We start from the raw sequence: 22,670 nt of genomic DNA, 5'->3' as shown, positions 1-22,670 counted from the left end.
GGCCGTGCGACGGGGTTCCATGAGGCGGCGCGCACACCGTGAGCGCGACCGCTGACCGTACGAAACCGGGCCCGTCCCCGCGCCACCGCGCGCGGGGACGGGCCCCGGCGGTGCGCCCCGGGCCGCGGCCGGCGGAGCCCGACTTCGCTCCCTCCCAGGGATTCCGGGCCCTGCGACGGCCCCGGCCCGGCGACGCGGAGGCCGAACACCCCGGCACACGGCAAGGACGGCCCCTCCCCCGCCATGACTTCGCCGTGAAAGCCCGCCATGACTTCGCCGTGAAAGCGACCGCTCCGGCAGGCTCCCGCGGGCGGCCTGAGAGGATCCGGCGCGTGGTCGGATGGATGCGCCGGGCCCCGCTCCGGGTCGTGATGGTGGCCTGCCTCGTCGCGGCGGGCCTGCTGCTCGTCGGCAGCGTCGCGCACATCACCGATCTCCTGCGGCACGGCCTGCACCCGTACCCCTGGGCGCCGGACTGGCTCAACCTCTACTGGTCTTCACTCGCCGTGCTCGACCCGCTCGCCGCGCTGCTCCTGATCGGCGGGAAGCGGCGAGGGGTCGATCTGGCCTGCGGCATCATGGTGACCGACCTGGCCGCCAACGGGTATGCGGCGTACGGCGTTCAGCACACCGGCTTCCTCGCCCAGCCCGGCCTGCAACGCCTGACGGCCTTCGCGCTCCTCGTCCTCGCCACCGCACCGCTGCTCCGCGGCCATCTCGCCGACCGGGCGCACCGGCGCACCGCCGACTGAGCCCCTGTCCGACCCGCCGTCGGGCCGCTGTCGCGCTGTCGGCTTTCGGACCGGAGTGCCGTACCGGTCAGTCCTCGTCCGCTTCCTCGTCCGCGCTGACCAGGGCCTCGCTGATCATGCGCGTGGCGAAGTCGGGGTCGTCGGTGACGCGGTTGATGTGCTCGGCGAGGAGGAAGGCGGTGACCTCCAGCGGGGTCATTTCCTCCTTGGTCCAGTAGCCGTACTGCTTGCGCCACAGGCTGGGGCTCATCCCGGTGCCCGCGGCGACGACCAGCCCGGTCATGGTGGGGATCGTCTCCGGCGGGACGCTCTTGGGCATCATGCGCATCGTGGCCACGAGGCTGGGCACCACGTAGGCGACGACGTCCTTGTCGTGGTCCTCGTGCGCCTTCCGCAGCCAGGTCATGAACATGTAGATGAGCGTGCAGGCACCGTCCAGCACGTCGTTGGCGCCCTCGGAGTCCAACGAGGCAGCGAACTGCTCGATCAGTTCCTGCTGTTCGGGATCGGCCTCGGTCCTGCCTTCGTGAATGCTCCTGAGCCGGGAGTCGATCATCATCAGCGCCGCGCCCACATCACCGGCGGGCGCGTACTGGGGATCGCAGGGCGATAACACGGGTTCCTCCTCGGATACGGCCGGAGCCGGTGCGGCGTCTCCGTACAGTAGACGGCCGCGAAGGCCGCGCGGAGCCCATCACCCGTACGAGACAGCACCATGGGAACACCGCTCCCACCCCGGGCCCCGAGTTCGAATCCGCCCCGGCAGAGCGTCACTTGGGAATCCGCTCCCACTGGGAGGTCCGGTTCCCATGCGCCCGCCCGGGGGGCCGCACCAGTCGACGAGGGCCCCGCGCAGCACGGAGACTAAGGGCCGGACGGGTGGACGGTTCCGGCCCGCGCGGCAGCGACGACCTTCAGCAGAGGCCACCCGTCCACCTCCGACCGCCGACCCCCCGGCCGCCATCCGGCTGCCGAAGCCGCGTCCAGCAGTGCTCGCACCGCACCTGGCTCGTGCAGGTTCAGGCGGCCGTCTCGGACCTGCCCCACATCCCCTGACCCCGCCCCGGCCCCGCACGGGAGACAACGGCCAGGGCCTTCGGCGAAGACGATGCACAGCGGGCCCCCGGTCCCGGCCGGCTGCGGGTAAAGCGTGAGGGTCACGCGGCAGTTCATGTAACGCCCGGGTTCCGGCGTCCGGTGCCGGTGGCGGAGCGTCCAGAGGTAGACGCGTCCGTCCGCCACCAGTTGGCGGGGCTTCTGCGGGCGACGCGGCACGGTACCGAGGATACGCGGGTCGCCTTCTCCGCCACGCACCTACCGAGCTGCCGCATACCCGCAGCTCAAGTCGGCTCCGGGTGCACGGAACAGGGCTCAGAACTCACAGCACAGCGCCCAGGGATCAGGGCTCAGCCGCGAACTCTCCGCTCCGTGGGCGGGGTTGGGGGCGTCAGTGGTCCTGCGAAACGGTGCCTGCCCAGATCGTCGGGGTGCGGGACGACCAGGGGTGTGTGCGTTCGAGTTGGCCGGCCAGGCGGAAGAGGAGGTCTTCGCGGGCGTGGGCGACGGCGAACTGCATGCCGGTCGGGAGGCCCGTCGCGCTGTCGGCCGTCACGGGGACGGTCATGGCGGGTGTGCCCGCCACGTTGAACGCCAGGGTGAACGGCGAGCGGTCGTTGAGGTGGGCGATCCGGGCGAGGCCGTCCAGGCCCCGGCTCTCCTCTCCGTAGGCGCCCAGGGGCATGGGGAGTTCCGGCAGGGTCGGGGTGAGCAGTACGTCGTACTCCTCGAAGTGCCGTGCCAGGCTCCGGGCGACGCGGTTGCGGAGGGCGAGGGCGGCGACGAACTCGGTGGCGGTGACGCGCTGCCCGGAGTGGTAGCCGGCGAGGGTCTCCGGTTCGAGCGTCGAGGCGTCGACGGGCCGGCCGGTGGCGGCGGCCAGTTCGTCGACGGAGGCCGCGAGGTTCGCCGTGAACAGCCGCGCGGTGGCCAGGACGAACTCCTCCCAGTGCACCCCGGGTCCGGCCGTCGTCTCCTCCGCCCGGTGTCCCAGGGATTCCAGCAGGCCCACGGTGCGCGACAGCGCGTCGGCGACCGGCGGACTGGTCCGGCGTCCGCCCCAGGCCTGGCTCAGGACGCCGATGCGCAACGGGCCCGGGTCCCGGGCGACCTCGTCCAGGTACGGGCGGGGCGGCTGCGGCGCCGAGTAGGGGTCGCCCGGTTCGGGGCCGCGCATCCGGTCGAGCAGTGCGGCGCTGTCGCGCACCGTGCGGCTCACGCTGCCCTGGACGGCCAGGCCGCTGAAGACCTCGTCGGCGTCGGGGCCCATGGAGACCCGGCCGCGGGTCGGCTTCAGTCCGAAGAGGCCGTTGCAGGCGGCGGGGATGCGGAGCGAGCCGGCGGCGTCGGTGGCGTGTGCGAGGGGGACCACCCCGGCGGCGACGGCCGCGCCCGCTCCCCCGCTGGAGCCGCCCGCGCTCCGTGAGGTGTCCCAGGGGTTGCGGGTGGCGCCGTGGAGCACGGGCTCGGTCGTGATGCTGTAGGCCATCTCCGGTGCGGTGGTGCGGCCGAACGTCACGAGGCCGGCGTCGCGGAAGCGCCGCATGAGTGCGGAGTCGGCCGCGGCGATGTGACCGGCCGCGAGGCGGCTGCCCAGTTCCATGCGCTGTCCGGCCATGGAGACGCCGATGTCCTTGATCAGGAAGGGCACTCCGGCCAGCGGTGTGCTGCCGGGGACGGGTGCGTCCTCGGCCGGCCAGGTCTCCACGACGGCGTTGATCCGCGGGTTGACCGCCTGTGCGGCCTCGCGTGCGGCCGTTTCGAGTTCGGCGGGGGTCACCTCGCCCGCGGCCACCAGTTCGGCGAGCCCGACGGCGTCGAAGCGTACATATTCGGCAATTTTCATGGTCACTCCCGGGAGGCAAGACGGTACCGCTGAGTCTCTGACGATACCAATCGGTATCACATGGAACGGACTGGTACCGTAGCAGGCGCCGGGGAGGCCGCGACCGCCCGTACGACCCCGGGGACGTCACGGACATCACGCAACAGACGGAGCAGTGTCATGGCAGGGACCGTCAGCAGGCCGGGCAGGGTGGCGAAGCTGCCGCCCCGGGAGCGGATCCTGGACGCCGCGGAAGAGCTCTTCCAGAGCGAGGGGATCCGGCGTGTGGGCGTCCAGGCCATCGCCGAGAAGGCCGAGACGACGAAGATGGCGATCTACCGGCACTTCGAGACCAAGGACGCGCTCGTCGCGGAGTGGCTGCGGATCCTCGCCGCCGACTACCAGGCCGCGTTCGACCGTGCCGAGGCCGAGCATCCGGGCCGGCCCGAGGAGCAGATCCTGGCCCTCGCCCGCTTCATCGCCGACGGGCTGCCCGGCCTCTCCCACCGCGGCTGCCCGTTCATCAACTCCCTCGCCGAGCTGCCCGACCGCTCCCACCCGGCCCGGCAGGTCATCGAGGAGCACAAGGCTCACCAGACCCGCAGGCTGGTGGGCATGTGCACCGAGGCGGGCCTGCCCGAGCCCGAGCAGGCCGCAGCCGAGATCACCTTCCTGCTGGAGGGTGCGCAGGTGAGCACGCAGAACGGCAGCATCGACCGGACCGGCGACCGGCTGATGCGGATCGTCGAGGGGATCCTCGACCGGCACCGCTCCCCCGGCGGCGCCTCGCCGACGGCCGGCGGCTGAAGGCGCCGCGGCCCGCCCCGGTCAGCCGGTACGGCGCCGAGGGCCCTCCGCATCGATCGTGCCCAGGGCCGCGACCGTGGCTGCCTCGCCCCGGCGGTGTGCCTCTCCACGGTGCGGGAGCAGGGCACGCGCCGCGGGCCGTGACCAGCAGGGGCAGGACATCCAGGGGCCCGGAAGCCGCCTGGCATGATCGGGGTATGTCAGAACGGATGGTCGCCGCCTGTGACGGTGCTGCCAAGATCAACCCCGGGCCCGCCGGCTGGGCCTGGGTCCTCGCCGACGCCTCCGAGGTGCCGCAACGCTGGGAAGCCGGCCCGCTCGGCCGCACCACGAACAACGTGGCCGAACTCACCGCGCTCGCCGAGCTGTTGGAGGCCACGGACCCGGCCGTACCGCTGGAGGTCCGGATGGACTCGCAGTACGCGATGAACGCGGTCACCAAGTGGATCGCCGGCTGGAAGCGGAACGGCTGGCAGACCGCGTCGAAGAAGCCCGTGGCCAACCGGGACCTGGTCATCCGTATCGACGCCCTGCTGGAGGGGCGGGACGTCACCTTCCGGCACGTACGCGCCCACCAGGTGAACGGCGATCCGCTCAACGCCATCGCCGATGCCGCCGCCAGCACCGCCGCCTCCGAGCAGGCGCCCGCCGGTACCGCGCACGGCGCCACCGACGTCCCGCAGCCCAGCCCCGAGACGGAGGACAAGCCGCGCCCGGCGCGTGCCGCCGGGGCGTCGAAGCGACGGTCGTCGAGCGGCCGGCCCGCGCCGGTGATCAAGGCCAAGTTCCCCGGCCGCTGCGGCCATTGCCGCTCCCGTTACGAGAAGGGCGAGGAGATCACGAAGGTCGCGGACGGCTGGGGCCACCGCGCCTGCCGTGACGCCGTCCCGGCCACGGTGTGACGCCAGACGGGGTGCCGTGACACCTGCCGGGCGGCGGGGCGGGGCACACGGCGCGGCCGTCCGTCGTACCGGGCCTTGCCTTCCCGCCCGGAACGGGGGTGGCCGGAACGGCGGTGCATGGAACAGCGGTGCACGGAACGGCGGTAGCCGGGACGAAGACGCCGGGCTCGGCAGTGCCGGGCACGAGGGGGCACCCGGCACCGGGGCCCCGGGCTCGGGTGCGCCCGGTGCGGCTGCGACCGGTACCGGGGTGCGCCCGGCACAGGGGCGCCCGGTGCGACTGCGCCTGGCACCCCAGGGGTCGGCCGATGCGGCTGCGACCGGCACAACGGCTCCCGCTACGACGGCGATCCGGCACGACGGCCGCCCCCGGTTTTCAGGCGGCCAGGAGGCCAGGAGGCCGTCCTCCGCTTTCAGGAGGACGCGCCTCCCCCGGGCCTCGGTTGCCCGGCGCCGGCCCCCGCCTCAGCTGCCCAGCTTGGCCCGCAGCCCCGGCTGGAGGCGGTCGCCGTGTGCCTCGACCATGGCGTCGCACAGTTCCCAGATCCGTTCGACCGGCAGCGTCGCCGCGGTGGCCGGATCGGTCATGGCCGCCTGCCGGATGCGGGCGGGCTCGTCCTCCAGGGCCGCGCCGACGACCAGGTCGGCGGTGCTCAGATAGGTGCGGTTGAGCGCCGCCAACTGGGCGGGCAGCGGGCCGGTCCTGGTGGGCTGGACGCCGGTGGCGTCGACGAGGCAGGGCACCTCGACCGTGCCGTCGGCCGGCAGGTTGCCGATCAGGCCGTGGTTGGGCACGTTGCCGTAGACGGTACGGGGCGTGCCGGTGACGATGCTGTGGATGATCTGCGGCGCGTACTCCATCGTGCCCTCGACGGGCACCGGACGGCCCTCGGCCAGCGCGTCGCGGGTCTGCTCGTAGGCGGCCACGTTCTCGTCGACGATGTCCAGATAGGCGCCGACGGGCAGCCGCAGCCGGCTGATCTCGCTGTCGTGGTGGAGGTACCAGGGAACGTACTCGGCCGAGTGCTCACTGGTCTCGGTCGGGTAGTAGCCCAGCCTGCGGTAGAGGTCCACGCGGGTGCGGCGGCGCAGTTGGGGGTCCTGCTCGATCAGCGCGTCGAGCCTGGGGTAGAGGTCGGAGCCGTCGTGGGCGAACTCCAGCAGCCACGCCTGGTGGTTGACGCCGGCGGCCCGGTAGGTGACCTCCTCGTAGGGCACGCCGACGAGTTCGGCCAGGCCGTGCACCGTCCAGAACACCGAGTGGCACAGGCCCACCACCCGCTTCAGCCCGGTGGCCTGGGCGAGGTACTGGACGTTCATGGCCATCGGGTTGGTGTAGTTGAGCAGCCATGCCTCGGGGCAGACGGCGGCGATGTCCTCGCCCAGGCCGCGCAGGAGCGGGAAGGTGCGCAGGGCGCGGAAGATGCCGCCGACGCCGAGGGTGTCGCCGATGGTCTGCCGTACGCCGAAGCGGGCGGGGACGTCGAAGTCGGTGCGGGTGGCTTCGCGCATACCGACCTGGACGATGTTGATGACGAAGTCGGCGCCGGTCAGGGCGGCACGGCGGTCCGCGTGCGCGGTGATGTGGGGTGCGGCGTCGAGGGTGCGGGCGATGTGCCGGGCGGCCGCTTCCGCGGTGTCCAGGCGTTCGGGGTCGATGTCGTGCAGGGCGATCCGGGCGTTGCGCAGTTCGGGGAAGGCGAAGAGGTCGGCGAGCAGGCCCTGGGTGAAGACGACGCTGCCCGCGCCGATGAAGGTGATCTTGGGGGCGGTGCTGGTGGTGGTCATCACGCGTTCTTCCGGTCGGGTGCGGTGCGGTTCTCGGCGGGGGCGGGGGATCCGGCGGTGGTGGGTGGTGGTTCGGGGGCACCGGGCGGTGCGGTGGTGGCGGGGGCGACGGGGGTTGCGGGCCGGAGCGGTGCCGCGTGGGCGCGGGCCTCTTCCCAGGTGGGCTGGGCGGGGGTGCCGCCGGGTGCGCGGGTGGAGAGCGCGCCGCAGACGGCGGCCAGCCGGAGGGCTTCGGGCAGCGGCAGACCGGCGAGGGTGGCGGCGACGAACCCGGCGTCGAAGCTGTCGCCCGCGCCGACGGTGTCCCGGGGGACGACGACGGGTCCACGGGTGTGCAGCAGGGCACGCCCGTCGTGCGCGAGGGCTCCGTCCGCGCCGTTCTTGACGACGGTGACGGGGCCGCGCGCCGCCAACAGCGCCGCGGCGCGGCCGGGTTCGTCGCCGTCCGGGCCGGCCAGGGCCATGGCCTCGGCGGCGTTGGGCAGCAGGAAGTCGGTGGCGGCGTACACGGCGGGCAGCCCGTCGGGGTCCCAGCGGCCCGCGGGGTCGTCGTTGGTGTCCAGCGAGGTGGTGGCGCCGTGGCAGCGGGCGGTGAGCAGCAGTTCGGGCAGCGCGGCGGCGAGGCGGGGCATGAGGAAGTAGGAGGCGGCGTGCACGTGCCGTACGGAGGTCAGCATTCCGCGGGGGATGTCCTGGCCGCTGGTGGCGGCGAGGGTGCCCGGGCTGGTGAGAACGGCCCGGTCGCCGTCCCGTCCGCCGCGGGTGACGACCACGGTCAGCGGTGTGGGCAGCGTGGGGTCCATCCGTAGCGCCGCGGTGTCGACGCCGCGGGCGGTGAGGGCGTCGCGGACGAAGTGCCCCGCCTCGTCGTCGCCGACGCGGCCGGCAAGGGCCACCCGCAGGCCGAGCCGGGCGGCCCCGCAGGCCATGATCGCGGCGGAGCCGCCGAGCGTCAGCGTGCCGTTGGATACGAGTTGTTCACGCTGCCCGAAGGCGAGCGGGTCGTCCAGGGGCCCGACGACGACGTCGGGATTGGCGTCGCCGAGGACGAGCAGGTCGAAGCTGTGCGGCATGGGTCCTTCCGGTCAGGAGGTGTGCGGTGGCCGGGGCGGGGCGGCGGGGCCGGTCAGCCCTTGAGGCCGGTGGAGGTGAGGGAGCGGATGAACGACTTCTGTGCGCCGAGGAAGGCCAGCAGGACGGGCAGCACGGTGAGGACGTTGCCTGCCATGACCGCGGACCACCGGGTGTGGTGCTGGCCCTGGAAGGTGGTGAGCCCGAGTTGCAGGGTGTAGTGGGTGTCGTGGTTGATCGCGATCAGCGGCCAGGTGAGGTCGTTCCACGTGGTGAGGAACGTCAGGACGGCGACGGTGCTGAGCGCGGGCCGGGACAGCGGCAGGACGATGGTGAACAGGACCCGCATCCGGGAGCAGCCGTCCAGCCAGGCGGCCTCTTCGAGTTCGCGCGGCAGGGAGAGGAAGAACTGCCGCAGCAGGAAGACGGCGAACGGGGTGACGAGGGAGGGCAGGACGAGCGCGCCGAGGGTGTCGATGAGCCCGAGCCGCTTCATCACCATGAAGGTGGGGATCATCGTGAGCTGGAAGGGCACGGCCATGGTGGCCAGCATCAGCACCAGCAGTGCCTTGGAGCCGGCGAACCGCATCCGCGCGAACGCGTAGCCGCCGAGCGCGCCGAACAGCAGGTTGGTGGTCACGGCGACGGCCGAGACGATGAGCGAGTTGGTGAACCAGCGCGGGAACAGGGCGTTGCCCAGGACGTAGCGGTAGCCGCCCAGGTCGATGCCGGAGGGCCACAGCGCCGGCGGGAAGCGGTTGATCTCGGCGTCGCTCATCACGGAGCTGAGCAGCAGCCACACCAGCGGTATCGCGAACAGCAGGGCGAGGGGCGCCAGCAGCAGATGCCATCCGCTGAAGGGCAGGAATCCGCGGCGTTTCCCGTCGGGAGCCGGAGCCGTGGCCGGTGCCGGTGACGTGGTGGGCGAGGCGGTGCGCGGTCCGGGGCGGGTGAGGGTCATCGTGCGGCCCCCTCGGTGCCGGCGGCCGTCGCGGGACGGCCGGGGGTGTGCGGCGGCGGGGCGCCGGTGCGCCGTGCCGTCCGGGACCGGCGGGTGGAGCCGGGCTTCCGGCCGGCGCGGCCGCGTACGAGGCGCATGGCCAGCCCGGTCACGCCCAGCGCCAGGGCGAGGACGTAGGCGGCCGCCGCCCCGTATCCGGCGGTGAAGCTCTTGAACGCCTGCTCCCAGATGAAGTAGACGATCACGGTGGTGGAGCCCAGCGGTCCGCCCTTGGTGGTGACATAGACCAGGTCGAAGACCTGGAGGGACTCGATGATCTGCCACAGGACGAGGAAGACGGTGACGGGGGTGAGGGCGGGCAGGGTGACGTGCCGCAGGATGTGGCGGCGGCCGGCGCCGTCCAGCCGGGCCGCCTCGATCAGTGACTGGGGCACGTCCTGGAGCGCCGCCAGGTAGACGACGACGCAGAAGCCGACGCCGCTCCACAGGGTGACGGCGACGAGCACGGGCAGCGCCTGCGCCGGGTCGGTGAGGAAGCCTTGCGGCGTGAGGCCCAGCCGCGTCAGCAGCGAGTTGGCGGCCCCGAACTCGGGGTCGAGGATGAAGGAGAACAGCACGCCCTGCGCGGTCGCGGACACGACGAACGGGACGAAGATCAACGTCCGGTAGAGGCCGACGAGCCGGATCCGCCGGTTGAGGGCGAGGGCGAGGCCCAGCCCGCCGACGAGGCTGAGCGGTACGTACAACACCGTGTACAGCAGCGTGTTGCGGACGGCCTGTGCGAAGTGCGGGTCGGCGGCGAGCGCGCGGTAGTTGTCCAGGCCCACCCAACGGCTCGGCGTGACCAGGTCGTTGGCCTGGAAGGACAGCAGCAGCGACCAGATGACCGGCAGGACGCTCAGCCCGAGGATGACGACGACGGCCGGGGCGACGAAGCCCCATGCGGTGGCCGTCTCCCGGCGGCGGCGCGCACGCGGGCCGCGGGACGGAGACTTGGGCGGGGCGGCGCGGCGGTCGCCGTCCGGTGGGCGGCCGGCGGGCGGGCCCGCCACCGTGAGGGGCGCGGGGTGGTGTGGCATCGAAGCTCCTCAACGAGGGATCAGGAGGGCGGCGTTGGCCTCCTCCACGCATGCGCGCAACGCGGAGCGGGGGCTGCTGCGGCCCAGGAGCACCGAGGTGATGGCCTGTGCGAGGGCCTGGGAGATCTCCGGGTAGGCGGGGTGCGCGGGCCGGACCCGGGCGGATGCCAGCGCTTCGGTGAAGGTGGCCAACCCCTCGGTGTGCCGGGTCTCCCGCTGCCAGCGGGGCAGCGCCTCGGCCTTCCGGCTCAGTGGGAGGCTGCCTGCCTCCACGCCCCAGCGGACGTCCTGTGCGGGCCGCGCGAGCCAGTTGACGAAGGTGCGGGCGGCGCGGACCCGGGCAGGGCCGTTGTCGAAGACCGTCCAGGTGTCGGGCCCCGAGATGGTGAGGGGGCGGCCGGAGAAGCTGGGCAGGGGCGCCACGTGGTAGTCGACATCGGCCTGGCGGATGTCGGGAAGCTGCCACGGCCCGGTGACGACCATGGCGATCCGGCCGGAGAGGAACACCTGGTACATCTGCTCGCTGCCGGACTTGGGATCGATGTAGACGCTGCGGTCGCGGGCGAGGGCTTCGACGACCTGGAGCGCCCGCTCCCCCTGGCGGTCGAAGCCGACGCTGCGGCCGTCGTCGCCGATGACGTCCCCGCCGAGGTCCCAGATCATGGGCCACAGGCGCCAGACGGTGTCCTCGTCGCCGGCGCCGGGCCAGCCGGTGCCGAAGCGTCCGGCCTGTCTGTCGGTGAGCTTCTTCGCCAGGGCGAGGAAGTCGTGCCACCGCCAGCCGGGCCGGGGCAGCGGGAGTCCGGCCCGGGCGAAGACCTTCTTGTTGCAGACGACGGCGAGGGCGTCGAGCACGGCGGGCGCGGCGCGCACCCGGCCGTTGAGGGTGACGGCCTCGCGCGCGGGCGCCCAGTAGTTCTTCCACGGGGTGCCGGCGGAGCCGAGGGTGCCGGTCAGGTCGACGACCTGGGGACTGCGGGCGACGTTGGCCAGGTCGGAGCCGAAGACGTAGGCGATGTCGGGGTAGGAGCCGGAGGCCAGCGCCGCGGTGATCTTCTGGAGCATCGCGTCGGCGAGGACGCCGCCGCCCATGTCGACCCGGATGTGCGGGTGGGTGCGGTGGAACTCGGCCACCAGGCGGCGCAGCGCGGCCCGCGCGGTGTCGGCCTGGCCGTGCCACAGTTCGATGGTGACGCGTCCGTCGGCGCCGACCCCGTCGTCGGCTGTGTCGGTGCCGCAGCCGGACGCGGTCAGCGCGGGCAGCGCGCCCAGGGCGAGTGCGCCACCGCCGCGCAGGAGCCGGCGGCGTGTGGGCTGCGGGAGGGGGACGCTGGGGGGAACGGCCATCTGTACACCTCCGAGGAGGGGGTCCGGCGCGGGATCACGCGGACCGGGAGGAGCGCGGGAGGGGTGTGTCGTGGTGAACGGGCCCGCGTGGGGCCCCACTTGGCGCGGCGCGGACGCGGCAGCGTCAGCGGGGCGGGGCGCGCCGGGCCGCGGGCGGGGTGTCGGCGGGAGGCCGACGGGGGCCGGGGCGCCGGGCAGGACGGGTTCCGCCGGGCAGGACGGGCCCCGGGCAGGGCGGGACGCCTGCCCGTGCGAGGGAGGTGATCGGGGGGGGGGAGGGTGGCCGGGGGCGGGCCCGAAGCGGGCCCGGCGCCCCGGCGGCTGACGTGGTGTCAGCAGGTTTCGCGCACGTAGCCGTCCTCGCCGGGGACGGAGACGTCCCGGTCGCGGCGGACGACGCTGAGCTGGTCACCCCAGCGGGAACAGGCGGTGGCCATACCGGCGTCGGTGTACTCGATCACGAGGACGTGATCGCCGAACGCCTTGGTGTAGCTGCCGCACTCCTTCCACTCGCCGCACTCCTCGGCGATGGCGAAGTCCAGCCCGTTCTTCTCGTGGGCGCCCGCCAGCTGGCTGGTGTTCTTCTGGCCCACGGCCAGCCCGGCCGCGTGGGCGCGCTTCGACAGCAGCCGGATGTACTTCTGGGCCTGGGTGGCGGTCAGCAGCTTCTTCGAGCGTTCGTAGCTGTCGAAGTTGTCGGGTTCGATCGCCTGATAGCCCTTGTCGGCGCAGGAGTCGATCCACTTGCCGACCTTGTCGGCGATCCGCTCGCGCTTCTTCTCGGTGCGCAGATCGAGCAGGGCCTCCTTCCAGTCGCCGTCGTAGACGATCTCGCCGGAGGCGTCCTTGAGCAGCAGATCGGAGGGCCAGTCGCCCTCGGCGCCGCGCTGCGCCTGGAACGCGTTGACGTAACAGACGTTGTACAGGCCCGGAGCGGGCTCGTCCGAGTGGTCGCGGCTGACGACCCCGACACCGTCGGGCGGGGTGTAGGCACCGCCGATCTGGTAGTCGAAACCGGCGTGCGGCGTGGGCAGTTCCACGTCCTGCGCCTGCTCGCGGGGCGGATGGTGTTCCGGCGCGGCCGACGCCGGAGAGGAATATGCCTGAACGGCCGTCAGGAGCAGCGCCGCCCCGGCCATGGCGACGCCGAGAGCCCTGTACGGACGTCGACGGTCAGCATGCATCGTCGAGCTCCAGAGAAATGGAGGGCACGTCCCCGCCTCGGAAGCCCCTGGGGCCCCTGGCGACTCAGTCCGGGCTCGCGGCTGGGCCGCATACCGGCTGGGCGTACCTCTGACGTCGAGCGCTCGGCTACGACGTGCCTGGAGTAAACCGACTGTCCACACCCGGTGTCAAGAGCGTGAAGCTGTACGGAACTTGCTCGTTTCGCACAGCTTCACGCAGTGGCTTCCGCTGTGCCGACTGCCGACCGCGGTGCGGTGCGGCGTGTGTGTGCGGTGGCGTCAGGAAGCGGGGACGGGCCCGCCGGGACGGAAGCGCTCGACGCCGACGATGTGCCGCACCTTGACCGGGCGCACGATCACGGCGACCCGCTCCTCCCCCGGCATGATCCACTCGAAGCGCTCGCTGCCCAGGTACTTGCGGGCCAGCCGGTCCATCCGGTCGTGCGCCTCCTGCCCCTCGATGAAGCGGACCACCTCGCCGCTGATCTGGACCCGGTCGAAGGGGTCGGCGGCGTCCGCGTGCGAGAGGTAGACGCGGGGGTCGCGGCGCAGGTTCTCCTCCTTCACCCGGCCCACGGAGGTGTTGAAGGTCAGCTCGTCCTCGCCCTCCAGATCGACCCACATCGGGCTGACCTGGGGCGCCCCGTCGGCGAACACGGTGCCGACGTACCAGATGTTGGGGGCTTGCAACCGGGCCCGGACGGCTTCGTCGAATGTCGCAGTCATCTCCGCGACCGTACCAACGGTGAGCAGCCCGAACGCCTCCGGGGGCCGCGGGATCCGGCCGTCAGACACGGGGCCGCGCGCCGGGCACCCGCCCACCGGAATCCGACGCCGGATCCCCGCCCCCGCCCCCACCCTCGGCTCCGGCTCCGGCTCCGGCTCCGGCTCCGGCTCCGGCTCCGGCTCCGGCTCCGGCTCCGGCTCCGGCGAACGTCCGGCGGTAGGCGAGCGGTGTGACGCCGATGGCCGCGCGCAGGTGCTGCCGCAGGGACGTCCCGGTGGCGAAGCCGACCCGGCCCGCGATCTCGTCGACCGGTAGACCGGTGGACTCCAGCAGATGCCGCGCACGGGCCACCCGCTGCTGGATGAGCCACCGGCCGGGACTCGTCGCCACCTCCTCCTGGAAGCGGCGCGCGAACGTGCGCCGGCTCATCCGTGCCCGGCCGGCGAGGTCGGCCAGGGTCAGCGGCTCGTGCAGATGCTCCAGCGCCCATTCCCGCACGGCTGCCGTGCTGTTCGCGGAGTCCCGGGGCACCGGCCGCTCGATGTACTGCGCCTGTCCCCCTTCCCGCCAGGGCGGGACCACGCACCGGCGGGCGACCTGGTTGGCGACCTCGCTGCCGTGGTCGCGCCGCAGCAGATGCAGGCACAGATCGATGCCCGCTCCGGCGCCCGCCGAGGTGAGGACGTCACCGTCGTCGACGAAGAGCACATCCGGATCCAGGGCCACGCGCGGAAACCAGCGGCGGAAGCGGTCGGCCAGCGCCCAGTGGGTGGTGGCGGGCCGCCCGTCCAGCAGCCCGGCGCCGGCCAGCACGAACGCGCCGGTGCAGATCGACACGGTGCGGGCACCGGACGGCAGCGACTCCAGGGCCCGCGCGACGGCGGGCGACAACTCCGGTGTGCAGCGAGACGCCTCGGTGGGCGGGACCACCAGGGTGTCGGCGGTGGCCAGGACCTCCGGCCCGTGCTCCACGGCGACGGAGAAGTCGGCGCTGGTGCGCACGGGACGGCCGTCGACGGTGCAGGTCAGCACCGTGTACCGGCCGTCCGCCACGCCGAGGACCCGGTTCGGGATGCCGAGTTCGAAGGGGTAGACCCCGTCGAGGGCCAGCACGACGACGCGATGAGGACGAGCCATGGCACGATCCTATCGAAAGCTGACGATCGTGCCATGGCTCGCCGCTTCCCGGTGCCCGACGCTGGACACAGCCGCGACCGCCGGGGCCGACGCGGGCCCCCGCCGCGGCCTCCACCCCTCGTCGTTCCGACGAGCCCAGCGACGGAGGACCCGATGCCCCAGGAAGAGCTCTGCTTCGCCGATGCCACACGACTGGCCGCGCTGATCCGCGCGGGGCAGGTCTCCTCGACGGAGGTCGTCCGCGCACACCTGGACCGCATCGCCGCCGTCGGCCCCGCCGTCAACGCGGTGACCACGCTGCGGGAGGAGGAGGCGCTGCGGACGGCGGCCGCGGCGGACGACGCGTCGGCCCGCGGGCAGTGGTGGGGCCCGCTGCACGGTGTGCCGTTCACCGTGAAGGACTCGCTGGACACCGCCGGTGTACCGACCCGGCGCGGCTCCCGGCTCTTCGCCGGGCATGTCCCGGCCGCGGACGCGACGGGCGTCGCCCGGTGGAAGGCGGCGGGCGGCGTCCTGCTGGCCAAGACCAACGTCCCGGAGTTCTCCTACTGGACCGAGACGGACAACCTCGTCACCGGCCGGACGGTGAACCCGTACGACCCGTCGCGGACCGCCGGCGGTTCCAGCGGCGGGGAGGCCGCCGCCGTCGCCGCCGGCCTCTCGCCGCTCGGCCTCGGCAGCGATGTCGCGATCTCGCTGCGCGGGCCCGCGCACGACTCGGGCGTGGTCGCGCTCAAGGCCACCCGGGGCCGCGTCCCGGCCACCGGCCACTGGCCCGCGGTGCCGCTGCGCTACTGGCACGTGGGCCCGTTGGCGCGCAGCGTCCGGGACGTCGCCACCGCGGCGGAGCTGCTGGCCGGACCGGACGGTGCCGACCGCTACGCCGTCCCGGCACCGTCCGCCGGCGGCCCCGCGCGCCGCGACGGCGGACGGCCCAAGGTGGGCTGGTGCACTTCCCCGGAGTTCGGGCCGGTCGATCCCGAGGTGCGGGCCACGGTGGCGGCCGCGGCCGAGGCGCTCTCCGACGCGGGCTGCGACGTGGCGCCGGTGCGGTCGGCCGAGCTGGCGCGGTGCGACGCCACCGAACTGAGCGCCGTGCTCTACCCGGCCGAGATCGTCCCGTACCTGCGCCGTCACCTCGCGGGCCGGGATGTCGAGCTGCACCCCGTCGCCCGGCGCACGCTGGCCGCAGCGGCCGTCCCCGCCGACGCCCTGGAGCGGGCGCGACGCCGGACCGAGGAGCTGTCCGCCCTGTTCGCCGACCACTTCGCCCGCTACGACGCGCTGCTGTGCCCGGTGTGCCCCGTGCCCGCACCGCCGCACGACCAGGCCGCCCTCACCGTCGACGGGACGTCGGTGCCGGCCCGGGGCATCATGCGCGCCACCGTTCCCTTCAACCTCACCGGCCTGCCCGCACTCTCGCTCCCGTTCGGGGCGAGCGGCACCGGACTGCCCATCGGCGTGCAGCTCGTCGCGCGCTGGTACGACGAGGCCACCGTGCTGGACCTCGGCCGCCGGCTGGAGGCCCGCAGCCCGGTCCGCGACCGCCGCCCCGCCCTGTGCACCGTCCCGCCCCCGCGCCGCACACCGCCCTGTCTCCGCCCCGCCGGCGGCCACCGATCCCGAGCAGAGGAGCACGACGATGAAGACGACGAGGACGCGTCCCGCACCGATCACGGGAGACGATCTCGACCGGGAACAGCAGAACATCCGCTACGAGATCGCCACCCTCGCCTTCCACCTGCTCGACGCGGAGCAGGCCGCGGCCGGCGTCCTGCCGTGGGTCGAGGCCCCGGACGCACACGGCCGCCTCCTGGGCTGCTGGGAGACGGAGAACGGCTCGCTGGGACGGCTGACCGTGCTGCGCGCCTTCCGTGACGACGCCGAGCTGGCCCGCGAGCGGATGCGCGCCCGCGGCAGCCGGCATCCGTTCGGCGCGGGAGAGCACCTCACCGATCTGACCCAGCAGAGCTTCGCCCCGTTCCCCTTCGTACCGCCGGTGCGGACGGGAGCGTTCGGGCCCGTCTACGAGGTCCGCGACTACCACCTGCGGCCGGGCGGCCTGCCGGCGACCCTCGCGGGCTGGCGCCGGGCCCTGCCCGCGCGGCACCGCGTCGATCCGCTGACCGTCGTGATGTACGCCCTAGACGGCCCCGACCGCATCGTCCAGATCTGGCCGTTCGAGAGCCTCGACGAACGCGTCGCCCTGCGCCGGACCCTCTACACCGACGGCGTGTGGCCACCCCCGGCGCCCCGGACCACATCCTCGAAGCCACCTCGACCATCGCCTGGCCCACCGCGTTCTCACCGCTGACGTGAGGCGGCTGCGGGACGCGGGCGAACGGGCCGGAGCGACCGTGACGGCGGAGGTGCGGCTCAGCGGACGGGGGCCCGCCCGGGCGGGGTCCTGCCGGACAGCGCCGAGCCGAGGAGCCGGAGTCCGGCCTCGATGAGAACCCAGGCGAACCGCTGCCGCAGCCGCACCAGCCCGGGCCGGGCGAACTCGCCCACGGCCCGGCGGAGACGGGCGGTGGGGCCCGGGCCCGGGTGGAAGCCGGCCGCTTCCGCGCGCAGCTGGGCCGCCCGCTGGGCGTGCAGCATCAGATGTGCGTGGATGTCGCTGTGCATCGCCGCGTGCTCCTTCTCGTGGCCGGCCCGGGGTGCGGGTCAGGACTCTTCCGCGCGGGGGAAGCCGTGGATGTGGACCCGGAACGGCGACGCCGGCACGTCCTCACCGGTGCCGGAGTCGTCGCCGGTACCGGCATCCGTGCCGCAGCCCGCTCCGCTGTCCGCGCCCTGGCGGTAGCGCTCGACGACGGCGTTCAGTTCACGGGTCAGCGCCCGGGCACGCTCCGGTGTCAGCCGCAGCAGTTGGTCGCTGATCTCCCAGCTGGAGTGCCATGCGGCGGGCCACTCGTTCATCGTGCCCAGCCAGGTGCCCAGCTCCTGCGCGTGCATGGTGGCGATCTCGTGCAGCAGCAGGTCCATCGCGCCGCGCACTTCCGGGTCCCGGTCGGTTCGCAGCTGCCCGACGTTGAGGACCGTGCCCCGGTGGGCCGCCTTCCACCAGCGCTGCCGGCCGCTGTTGTACTCGGGGGCGTCGACGACGAAGCCGTGGGCCGCGAGCTGACGCAGGTGGTAGCTGGTGGCGCCGCTGGACTCCCCCAGGCGCGCGCCCAGTTGGGACGCGGTCGCCGGCCCGTACTCCCGCAGTGCGTTGAGCAGCCGGATCCGCAGGGGGTGCGAGAGGGCGCGCAGCGACCGGGGGTCGAGCGTCCGGATCTCCTCCCCCGGCGTCGGTCCCTGCCGGGCCGCCGGGGCTGCTGCCGAGTCGTCACGCTGCATGCCCTCAACCTACGCATACAAAGAAAGCTTTGCAACGCCTTCTTTGCAACTCCCCCGCGCCACGGTGGTCTTCTCCCGTCCGTGTGCTCACCCCTCCGCGAAGCCCCCCCGCCCGGAAGTAGGCCCGAAGGACCAGGAGTCGGGGTTCGGGTGGCCGAGGTGGGGCGGGGGTGGGGTGGAGTGGGATGGGGGTATGGATGTGCGTGCGGGAGTGGCGGGTTCGGGTGTGTGGCCTACGGGCGACGGGGTCGTGGAGCGGCTGGCCGGGGAGAAGCATGTGTGGATGTGCACGGTCCGGCCGGACGGTACGCCCCATGTGACGCCGGTGTGGTTCGTCTTCCTGTCCGGCACCTGGTGGATCGGGGTGGACGGCGGCTCCGTCAAGGTGCGCAACATCGGCCGGTCGCCCTGGGTTTCGCTCGCCCTGGAGGACGGCAGGTGGCCCGTCGTCGCGGAGGGCCGGGCCCGTGTGCACCGGGCACCCTTCCCCGCCGCGGTGACGGCCGCGTTCACCGAGAAGTACGCCTGGGACGCCGCCGCGGTGCGCAGGCCGGGCGAGGAACGTCTGCTGATCGAAGTGCCGGTGCGGCGCTGGTTGTTGGACGGGGTGGCGCACTGAGGGCCACCGGGCGGGGCAGGCGGACGACGCGGGGGTGATACTGGCCCTGCCGACAGCCACCGGGGAGGAGCACGGCCGATGACCGGCGACCACCGCACGGGACCGCCCACAGCGGGAAGCGAACGCGACACACTGCGGGCCTTTCTCGACTACCACCGGGCCACCCTCGCCATGAAGTGCGAAGGGCTCGGCGACGAGGAGCTGCGGCAGCGGTCGATGCCGCCGTCCACGCTGTCGCTGCTCGGCCTGGTGCGCCATCTGGCGGAGGTCGAACGCACCTGGTTCCGCCGGGTGTTCGAGGACCACGACGTGCCCCTGGTGTGGTCCGACCGGTTCGACTTCCAGGCCGCGTACGACGCGTCCACGTCGAGCAGGTCCGAGGCGTTCGCCGCCTGGGAGGCCGAGGTGGCCCACTCGCGCCGCATCGAGCGGGAGTCCGTGTCCCTGGAGCGGACCGGATACCAGCCGAGGTGGGAGCGGGAGGTGTCGCTGCGGATGGTGATGCTGCACGTGCTGTTGGAGTACGGCCGGCACAACGGGCACGCGGATCTGCTGCGCGAGGGCGTCGACGGGACCGTGGGCGCCTGACACTCCGGGCCGGAGGGCTCAACCTTCCCCGCGTTTCCGTTCGTTCGCGCCGTGGGAGCCGCTTCCTGGCCGCGGTGGTCCGGGCTCATCCGGGGTCGAAGAGGGAGGCGACGACCTCCTCCGCGTGCGGCCAGGAGCGGTGCGGGTCGGGGTGGGCGAGGTAGTACCGGGCGCGTGCCTCGTAGGACGCCACGGCCGCCCGCACGTTCTCCGGGGTCAGCTTCCCCCTGCGCCGCAGCGCCTCGCCGATGCTGTGGACGACCGCCGGACCGGCCGTGGTCGACCGCGCCGCCTCGATCTCCTCCTGCAATCCCGCGAGGTACCGCTCGCGCCGGGCGCGCCTCTCCTCCGGTGGCTCGTGCGGAGGTTCGCCGCGCAGGAGAAGGGCGTCCGCCTCCCGGAGGATCCGGGCGACCAGCTTGTCGAAGTAGGCCCGGGGATCCCTGTCCAGCAGGGCCGTGTCGGCGAGGGCCCGCGGCAGACAGCGGCGGGTGATCTCGTCGACGGCCGGCTCGCGCGCGTGCGCCGCGATGCCGCCCGCCCGCGCATGCTCGCGGACGACGATCTCCACCAGCGCGCGGGTCTCCCGGCGGATCCAGGCGTCGTCGGGGATCTCCTCTTCGCGATGGTGACGGAATCTGCCGGCCATGCCGCTCCCCCGCATCCCCCGGACTGCGCTGCTTTCCGGGAGTGTGCCCGGAACGGCCGTCGTCCGGACGTCGACTACGCCGCGAACCAGCCGGGTTGCGTAGGCGGGGAGCCTCTGCCGGCGCAGGCGGCGCACCCGGCGCAGCGCGCACCCCGGGGCCGGGGAACGCGCGCCCGTCGCGCGACGAGCCGCCCACCGGCTGCGGCGGGCGGCTCGTGGACGGGCGGAGAAGTCCGCGGAAGAGGTTACGAGACGAACCCGCGGGTCACATGGGTGCCCGAACCGTCGTCCTCTGCCTTGTAGTTGGACTCGCCGACGCAGTCGCTGTACTCGTAGTTGGCTCTCGCGGTACCGCTCAGCCCGCCGGCGTCCGTGGAGCTGGGGCCGCCGAAGGTCACGTCGGACCTGGGCATCTCGGCGCAGCTGGGGATGCCGAGGTAGTACTCCACGAAGCCGCCCTGGGAGCCTTGGATGCCGCCGCTGCCCTCGGGCAGCGTGTAGGTGCCCAGATGGGTGGACTCGCCGGTCACCGCGTCCTTCGCGGTGCCGGTCCAGGTGTCCGTGCCGGTCCGTTCGACCTTGATGTCGTAGCGGTGCCCGTAGACGGCGTCGAAGTCGACGGCGCAGGTGACGCCGGGGCCTCCGTCGGCGCCCTCGTGGCACAGCGGATCGGAGGTCGTGGCCCCCTCGGTGAAGGTGGAGAAGCGGGCGGAGAGGCGTTCGCTGCCGCCGCTGTTCTCCCTCGGCTGGAGGCCGGTGTAGCCCATGCCGTCGGCGAAGCTGTACTGCTGCGCGAAGTAGATGCCTTCCTGGTGGGCCGTGTCCGGGTTGACCGTGATGGGGAAGGTGACGTTGCTCAGCCCGGCGGACGGCGTCCCGTCGATCGACCAGCTGACCGACACGTTCCCGCCGCCGACGTCCGCGAGCGCCGTGTGGGGCACGGCCGCGAGCAGCCCCGCCGCCACGACGGGCAGGGCGCACCGCCGGAGCGTACCGACTACAGACATACGGATCCTCGTCTCCATGTGGGGGATGAGACAGGCGGATTCACCCGTGCGTCGGGGCCCTCTCGGCTGCGGCGTCGCCCCGGAGGCCGGGGGCCGTGGTCCTGACCTCCGGCCGGGACCCGGCCGGCGGGCGGGCGTACGTGCCCGGGGTCCGGCCGGGGCTGCGGCACCGCACAGGCACCGGGCTCCGCGGGTGTCCGGCCTGGTGGAATTGTGCGGCGGGCCCGGGGGCTGCGCCATGGACTAATCCGGGTCCGCGGTTGGACTCCTGTACCGCTCCCGCCACCGGCCCGACGGGTCGCCTCGCTCCCCGGGGCTCCGGCGGCCGGCTCGCCGCCGGGGGTTCCGCGCCGGAGGTGGAGGCCGACAACGCCCTTGGCACGAGCCCGGGTTGAATCGATCGCCGGTTCCGCTCAACGTCAGCGCCTCGTGTGTCGTCTTGATCAACAACAGGTCTTCTTGATCGACAACAGAACGACAGCTCACACACGGACCCGCCCCGCTGCGCGGCGGCACCGACCCCTCCACGCCCCGTTCCGGGCGCCACGAAAGTGGCTATACACCGCGTGTATACACCTGGTGTACAGTGGTTCCGGTCGGCACACCGCACCGTGACGCGTGGGCCGCACCGGCGACGGCTGCGCGGGCGCCCGGCCGCCGGGCACCCGTGCGCACCCGGGGTCGCACGGCGGTGGGCCGGACGGGGAGAACAGAAAGGCTGCTATGTACACCAAGGCATTCGCACCCGAGTACCAGGGCGCGCTCACCGCGCTCTCGGTGAATTCCTCGCTCGCCGACGTCCTCGCGAAGGGCACCGAACAGCTCCGCGCCGCCGAGCGTTCCGGCTCGGCGGGGGACGTGGCCCGGGCCGGGCTCGCGGTGGCGGAGGCGAACCGGCGGCTCGGCCGCATCCGGGAAGCGGACCGGGCCTGGAAGGCGAGCTACCGCTCGGCCCGCACGGCCACGGACGAGAGCGCGATGGCCTGGGCCCTGTGGAGCGGTGGGACACTCGCCCGGCAGCGCGGCCGACTCCCCCTGGCCCGGCGCCTGTTGAGCCATGCGGCGGAGCTGGGCGACCGCGGCGGTGACGTCCTCGCCCGCGGGTACTCCCTGGCCGGCATGGCCGAGACGGGCCGTATCGAGGGCGATTACGCCTCGGTGCACCGGCTGCACGAGCAACTGCTCGCGGAGGCGCGCGAGCGGGGCGAGGCACGCCACACGGTGTGGGCGCTGGAGGGCATAGCCCAGATGCACCGGAACACCGGCTCGTACGACACGGCGCTCGCCATGTTCGAGGAGGCGGCCGGGATAGCCCGGGGCGCCGACGACCAGCGGGGACTGGCCTGGGCCCTGCGCGGGATCGCGGACGTCCTGTCGGTGCGCGGGGAGGCCCCGGAGCGGGCGCTGGAGCTGCTGTCCGAGGGTGAGGCGATCTGCCGCCGCATGAAGTTGACGAGCGCCCTGGCCTACAACCACAAGATGCGGGCCAACGTCTTCTTCCGCTCCGGCCGTTACCGACAGGCACGTGAGGTGTACGAGCAGGCGCTCGCCGAGTTCGAGGGGATGAACGAACCGCGTGGTGCGGCGCTCTCCCGGCTCGGTCTGCTCAAGTCCCTGGCCCGGCTCGGGCGTTGCCCGGCGCAGACGGCCGCAGATCTGCACCGGCTGCGCCGCACGCTCGGCGGGACGGGTCTGCGCCACACACGCGACATGGTGGACAAGGCGCTCGCCGAACTGCCGGGGACGCCGGAGCCGGTCACCGCGTCCGCCGCGCCGGAGGAGCGGTACGAGCGCGCGGACGCCACCAGCGGCGCGGGGCGTTGAGG

The 22,670-nt window shown here is 73.4% G+C and carries 22 protein-coding genes; 8 read left to right on the top strand and 14 right to left on the bottom strand.

Annotation, left to right across the window (positions count from 1 at the left end):
* Positions 1–332 precede the first annotated feature (332 nt).
* Positions 333–752, top strand: a complete 420-nt coding sequence (locus tag SCA03_RS03225) for a hypothetical protein (protein WP_230988461.1) — start codon at positions 333–335, stop codon at positions 750–752.
* Between the two features lie 67 nt (positions 753–819).
* On the opposite strand, the gene SCA03_RS03220 is transcribed toward SCA03_RS03225, so the two are convergent.
* Both SCA03_RS03220 and SCA03_RS03210 read right to left on the bottom strand, forming a co-directional pair.
* Entirely contained in the window at positions 820–1,368 is a 549-nt protein-coding gene (locus SCA03_RS03220; RefSeq protein WP_030884571.1) for a hypothetical protein, read from the bottom strand.
* 831 nt (positions 1,369–2,199) lie between these two features.
* Positions 2,200–3,654 carry an amidase gene (locus tag SCA03_RS03210; RefSeq protein ID WP_086815665.1) on the bottom strand — a complete coding sequence of 485 codons (1,455 nt, stop codon included), beginning with the start codon at positions 3,652–3,654 and terminating at the stop codon, positions 2,200–2,202.
* 159 nt (positions 3,655–3,813) lie between these two features.
* On the opposite strand from SCA03_RS03210, the gene SCA03_RS03205 reads away from it, so the two are divergent.
* A complete protein-coding gene (locus SCA03_RS03205) occupies positions 3,814–4,440 on the top strand; it encodes a TetR/AcrR family transcriptional regulator (RefSeq protein ID WP_086815663.1) in 627 nt (208 codons plus the stop codon).
* Between the two features lie 197 nt (positions 4,441–4,637).
* A complete protein-coding gene (locus SCA03_RS03200) occupies positions 4,638–5,342 on the top strand; it encodes a ribonuclease H family protein (protein WP_230988459.1) in 705 nt (234 codons plus the stop codon).
* Positions 5,343–5,807: 465 nt separating this feature from the next.
* Here SCA03_RS03200 and SCA03_RS03195 read toward each other — a convergent pair whose 3' ends face one another.
* From SCA03_RS03195 to SCA03_RS03160, 8 genes are all read right to left on the bottom strand, one after another.
* Positions 5,808–7,130, bottom strand: coding sequence for an alpha-glucosidase/alpha-galactosidase (locus tag SCA03_RS03195; RefSeq protein WP_030884560.1), 1,323 nt, complete (start codon positions 7,128–7,130; stop codon positions 5,808–5,810).
* Positions 7,130–8,203 carry a carbohydrate kinase family protein gene (locus SCA03_RS03190; protein ID WP_176602524.1) on the bottom strand — a complete coding sequence of 358 codons (1,074 nt, stop codon included), beginning with the start codon at positions 8,201–8,203 and terminating at the stop codon, positions 7,130–7,132. The genes SCA03_RS03195 and SCA03_RS03190 overlap by 1 nt, the downstream gene beginning before the upstream one ends.
* 53 nt (positions 8,204–8,256) lie before the next feature.
* On the bottom strand, positions 8,257–9,162 hold the full coding sequence (locus SCA03_RS03185; protein ID WP_086818371.1) for a carbohydrate ABC transporter permease: 906 nt from the start codon (positions 9,160–9,162) through the stop codon (positions 8,257–8,259).
* Complete coding sequence (locus SCA03_RS03180) at positions 9,159–10,241, bottom strand: carbohydrate ABC transporter permease (protein WP_078874141.1); 1,083 nt, start codon at positions 10,239–10,241, stop codon at positions 9,159–9,161. Before SCA03_RS03180 ends, SCA03_RS03185 begins: the two co-directional genes overlap by 4 nt.
* Positions 10,242–10,250: 9 nt before the next feature.
* The gene (locus SCA03_RS03175) at positions 10,251–11,588 is read right to left on the bottom strand and encodes an ABC transporter substrate-binding protein (protein WP_030892283.1); all 1,338 of its coding nucleotides are present in this window, start codon (positions 11,586–11,588) and stop codon (positions 10,251–10,253) included.
* A gap of 332 nt (positions 11,589–11,920) precedes the next feature.
* Complete coding sequence (locus SCA03_RS03170; RefSeq protein WP_086814738.1) at positions 11,921–12,772, bottom strand: endo alpha-1,4 polygalactosaminidase; 852 nt, start codon at positions 12,770–12,772, stop codon at positions 11,921–11,923.
* Between the two features lie 279 nt (positions 12,773–13,051).
* On the bottom strand, positions 13,052–13,498 hold the full coding sequence (locus SCA03_RS03165; protein ID WP_030892289.1) for a TIGR03618 family F420-dependent PPOX class oxidoreductase: 447 nt from the start codon (positions 13,496–13,498) through the stop codon (positions 13,052–13,054).
* 61 nt (positions 13,499–13,559) lie between these two features.
* On the bottom strand, positions 13,560–14,636 hold the full coding sequence (locus SCA03_RS03160) for a GlxA family transcriptional regulator (RefSeq protein WP_086814737.1): 1,077 nt from the start codon (positions 14,634–14,636) through the stop codon (positions 13,560–13,562).
* 153 nt (positions 14,637–14,789) lie between these two features.
* On the opposite strand from SCA03_RS03160, the gene SCA03_RS03155 reads away from it, so the two are divergent.
* Both SCA03_RS03155 and SCA03_RS03150 read left to right on the top strand, forming a co-directional pair.
* On the top strand, positions 14,790–16,514 hold the full coding sequence (locus SCA03_RS03155; protein ID WP_230988458.1) for an amidase: 1,725 nt from the start codon (positions 14,790–14,792) through the stop codon (positions 16,512–16,514).
* Positions 16,495–16,950, top strand: coding sequence for an NIPSNAP family protein (locus tag SCA03_RS03150; RefSeq protein WP_212766974.1), 456 nt, complete (start codon positions 16,495–16,497; stop codon positions 16,948–16,950). Before SCA03_RS03155 ends, SCA03_RS03150 begins: the two co-directional genes overlap by 20 nt.
* Positions 16,951–17,012: 62 nt before the next feature.
* Here SCA03_RS03150 and SCA03_RS03145 read toward each other — a convergent pair whose 3' ends face one another.
* Together SCA03_RS03145 and SCA03_RS03140 are read right to left on the bottom strand one after the other, a co-directional pair.
* Positions 17,013–17,264: a hypothetical protein gene (locus tag SCA03_RS03145; RefSeq protein ID WP_030892298.1), complete on the bottom strand. Its 252-nt coding sequence runs from the start codon at positions 17,262–17,264 to the stop codon at positions 17,013–17,015.
* Between the two features lie 39 nt (positions 17,265–17,303).
* Positions 17,304–17,981 (bottom strand): ArsR/SmtB family transcription factor, encoded by a 678-nt coding sequence (locus SCA03_RS03140; protein WP_086818471.1) that lies wholly within the window; start codon positions 17,979–17,981, stop codon positions 17,304–17,306.
* Positions 17,982–18,174: 193 nt separating this feature from the next.
* Between SCA03_RS03140 and SCA03_RS03135 the strand changes: the two genes are divergently transcribed.
* Together SCA03_RS03135 and SCA03_RS03130 are read left to right on the top strand one after the other, a co-directional pair.
* The gene (locus SCA03_RS03135) at positions 18,175–18,600 is read left to right on the top strand and encodes a pyridoxamine 5'-phosphate oxidase family protein (RefSeq protein ID WP_086816663.1); all 426 of its coding nucleotides are present in this window, start codon (positions 18,175–18,177) and stop codon (positions 18,598–18,600) included.
* 78 nt (positions 18,601–18,678) lie between these two features.
* The gene (locus SCA03_RS03130; protein WP_030891219.1) at positions 18,679–19,188 is read left to right on the top strand and encodes a DinB family protein; all 510 of its coding nucleotides are present in this window, start codon (positions 18,679–18,681) and stop codon (positions 19,186–19,188) included.
* Between the two features lie 85 nt (positions 19,189–19,273).
* On the opposite strand, the gene SCA03_RS03125 is transcribed toward SCA03_RS03130, so the two are convergent.
* Together SCA03_RS03125 and SCA03_RS03120 are read right to left on the bottom strand one after the other, a co-directional pair.
* The gene (locus SCA03_RS03125; protein WP_086816668.1) at positions 19,274–19,837 is read right to left on the bottom strand and encodes a hypothetical protein; all 564 of its coding nucleotides are present in this window, start codon (positions 19,835–19,837) and stop codon (positions 19,274–19,276) included.
* A 245-nt stretch (positions 19,838–20,082) separates the two neighbouring features.
* Entirely contained in the window at positions 20,083–20,844 is a 762-nt protein-coding gene (locus SCA03_RS03120; RefSeq protein ID WP_030891223.1) for a hypothetical protein, read from the bottom strand.
* Between the two features lie 723 nt (positions 20,845–21,567).
* Here SCA03_RS03120 and SCA03_RS03115 point away from each other — a divergent pair.
* Complete coding sequence (locus tag SCA03_RS03115) at positions 21,568–22,668, top strand: tetratricopeptide repeat protein (RefSeq protein WP_086816670.1); 1,101 nt, start codon at positions 21,568–21,570, stop codon at positions 22,666–22,668.
* Positions 22,669–22,670: the final 2 nt, after the last annotated feature.

The organism is Streptomyces cacaoi, assembly GCF_006539165.1.
Taxonomy (GTDB): domain Bacteria; phylum Actinomycetota; class Actinomycetes; order Streptomycetales; family Streptomycetaceae; genus Streptomyces; species Streptomyces cacaoi.
This window is presented reverse-complemented; position numbering and strand designations above follow the sequence as displayed.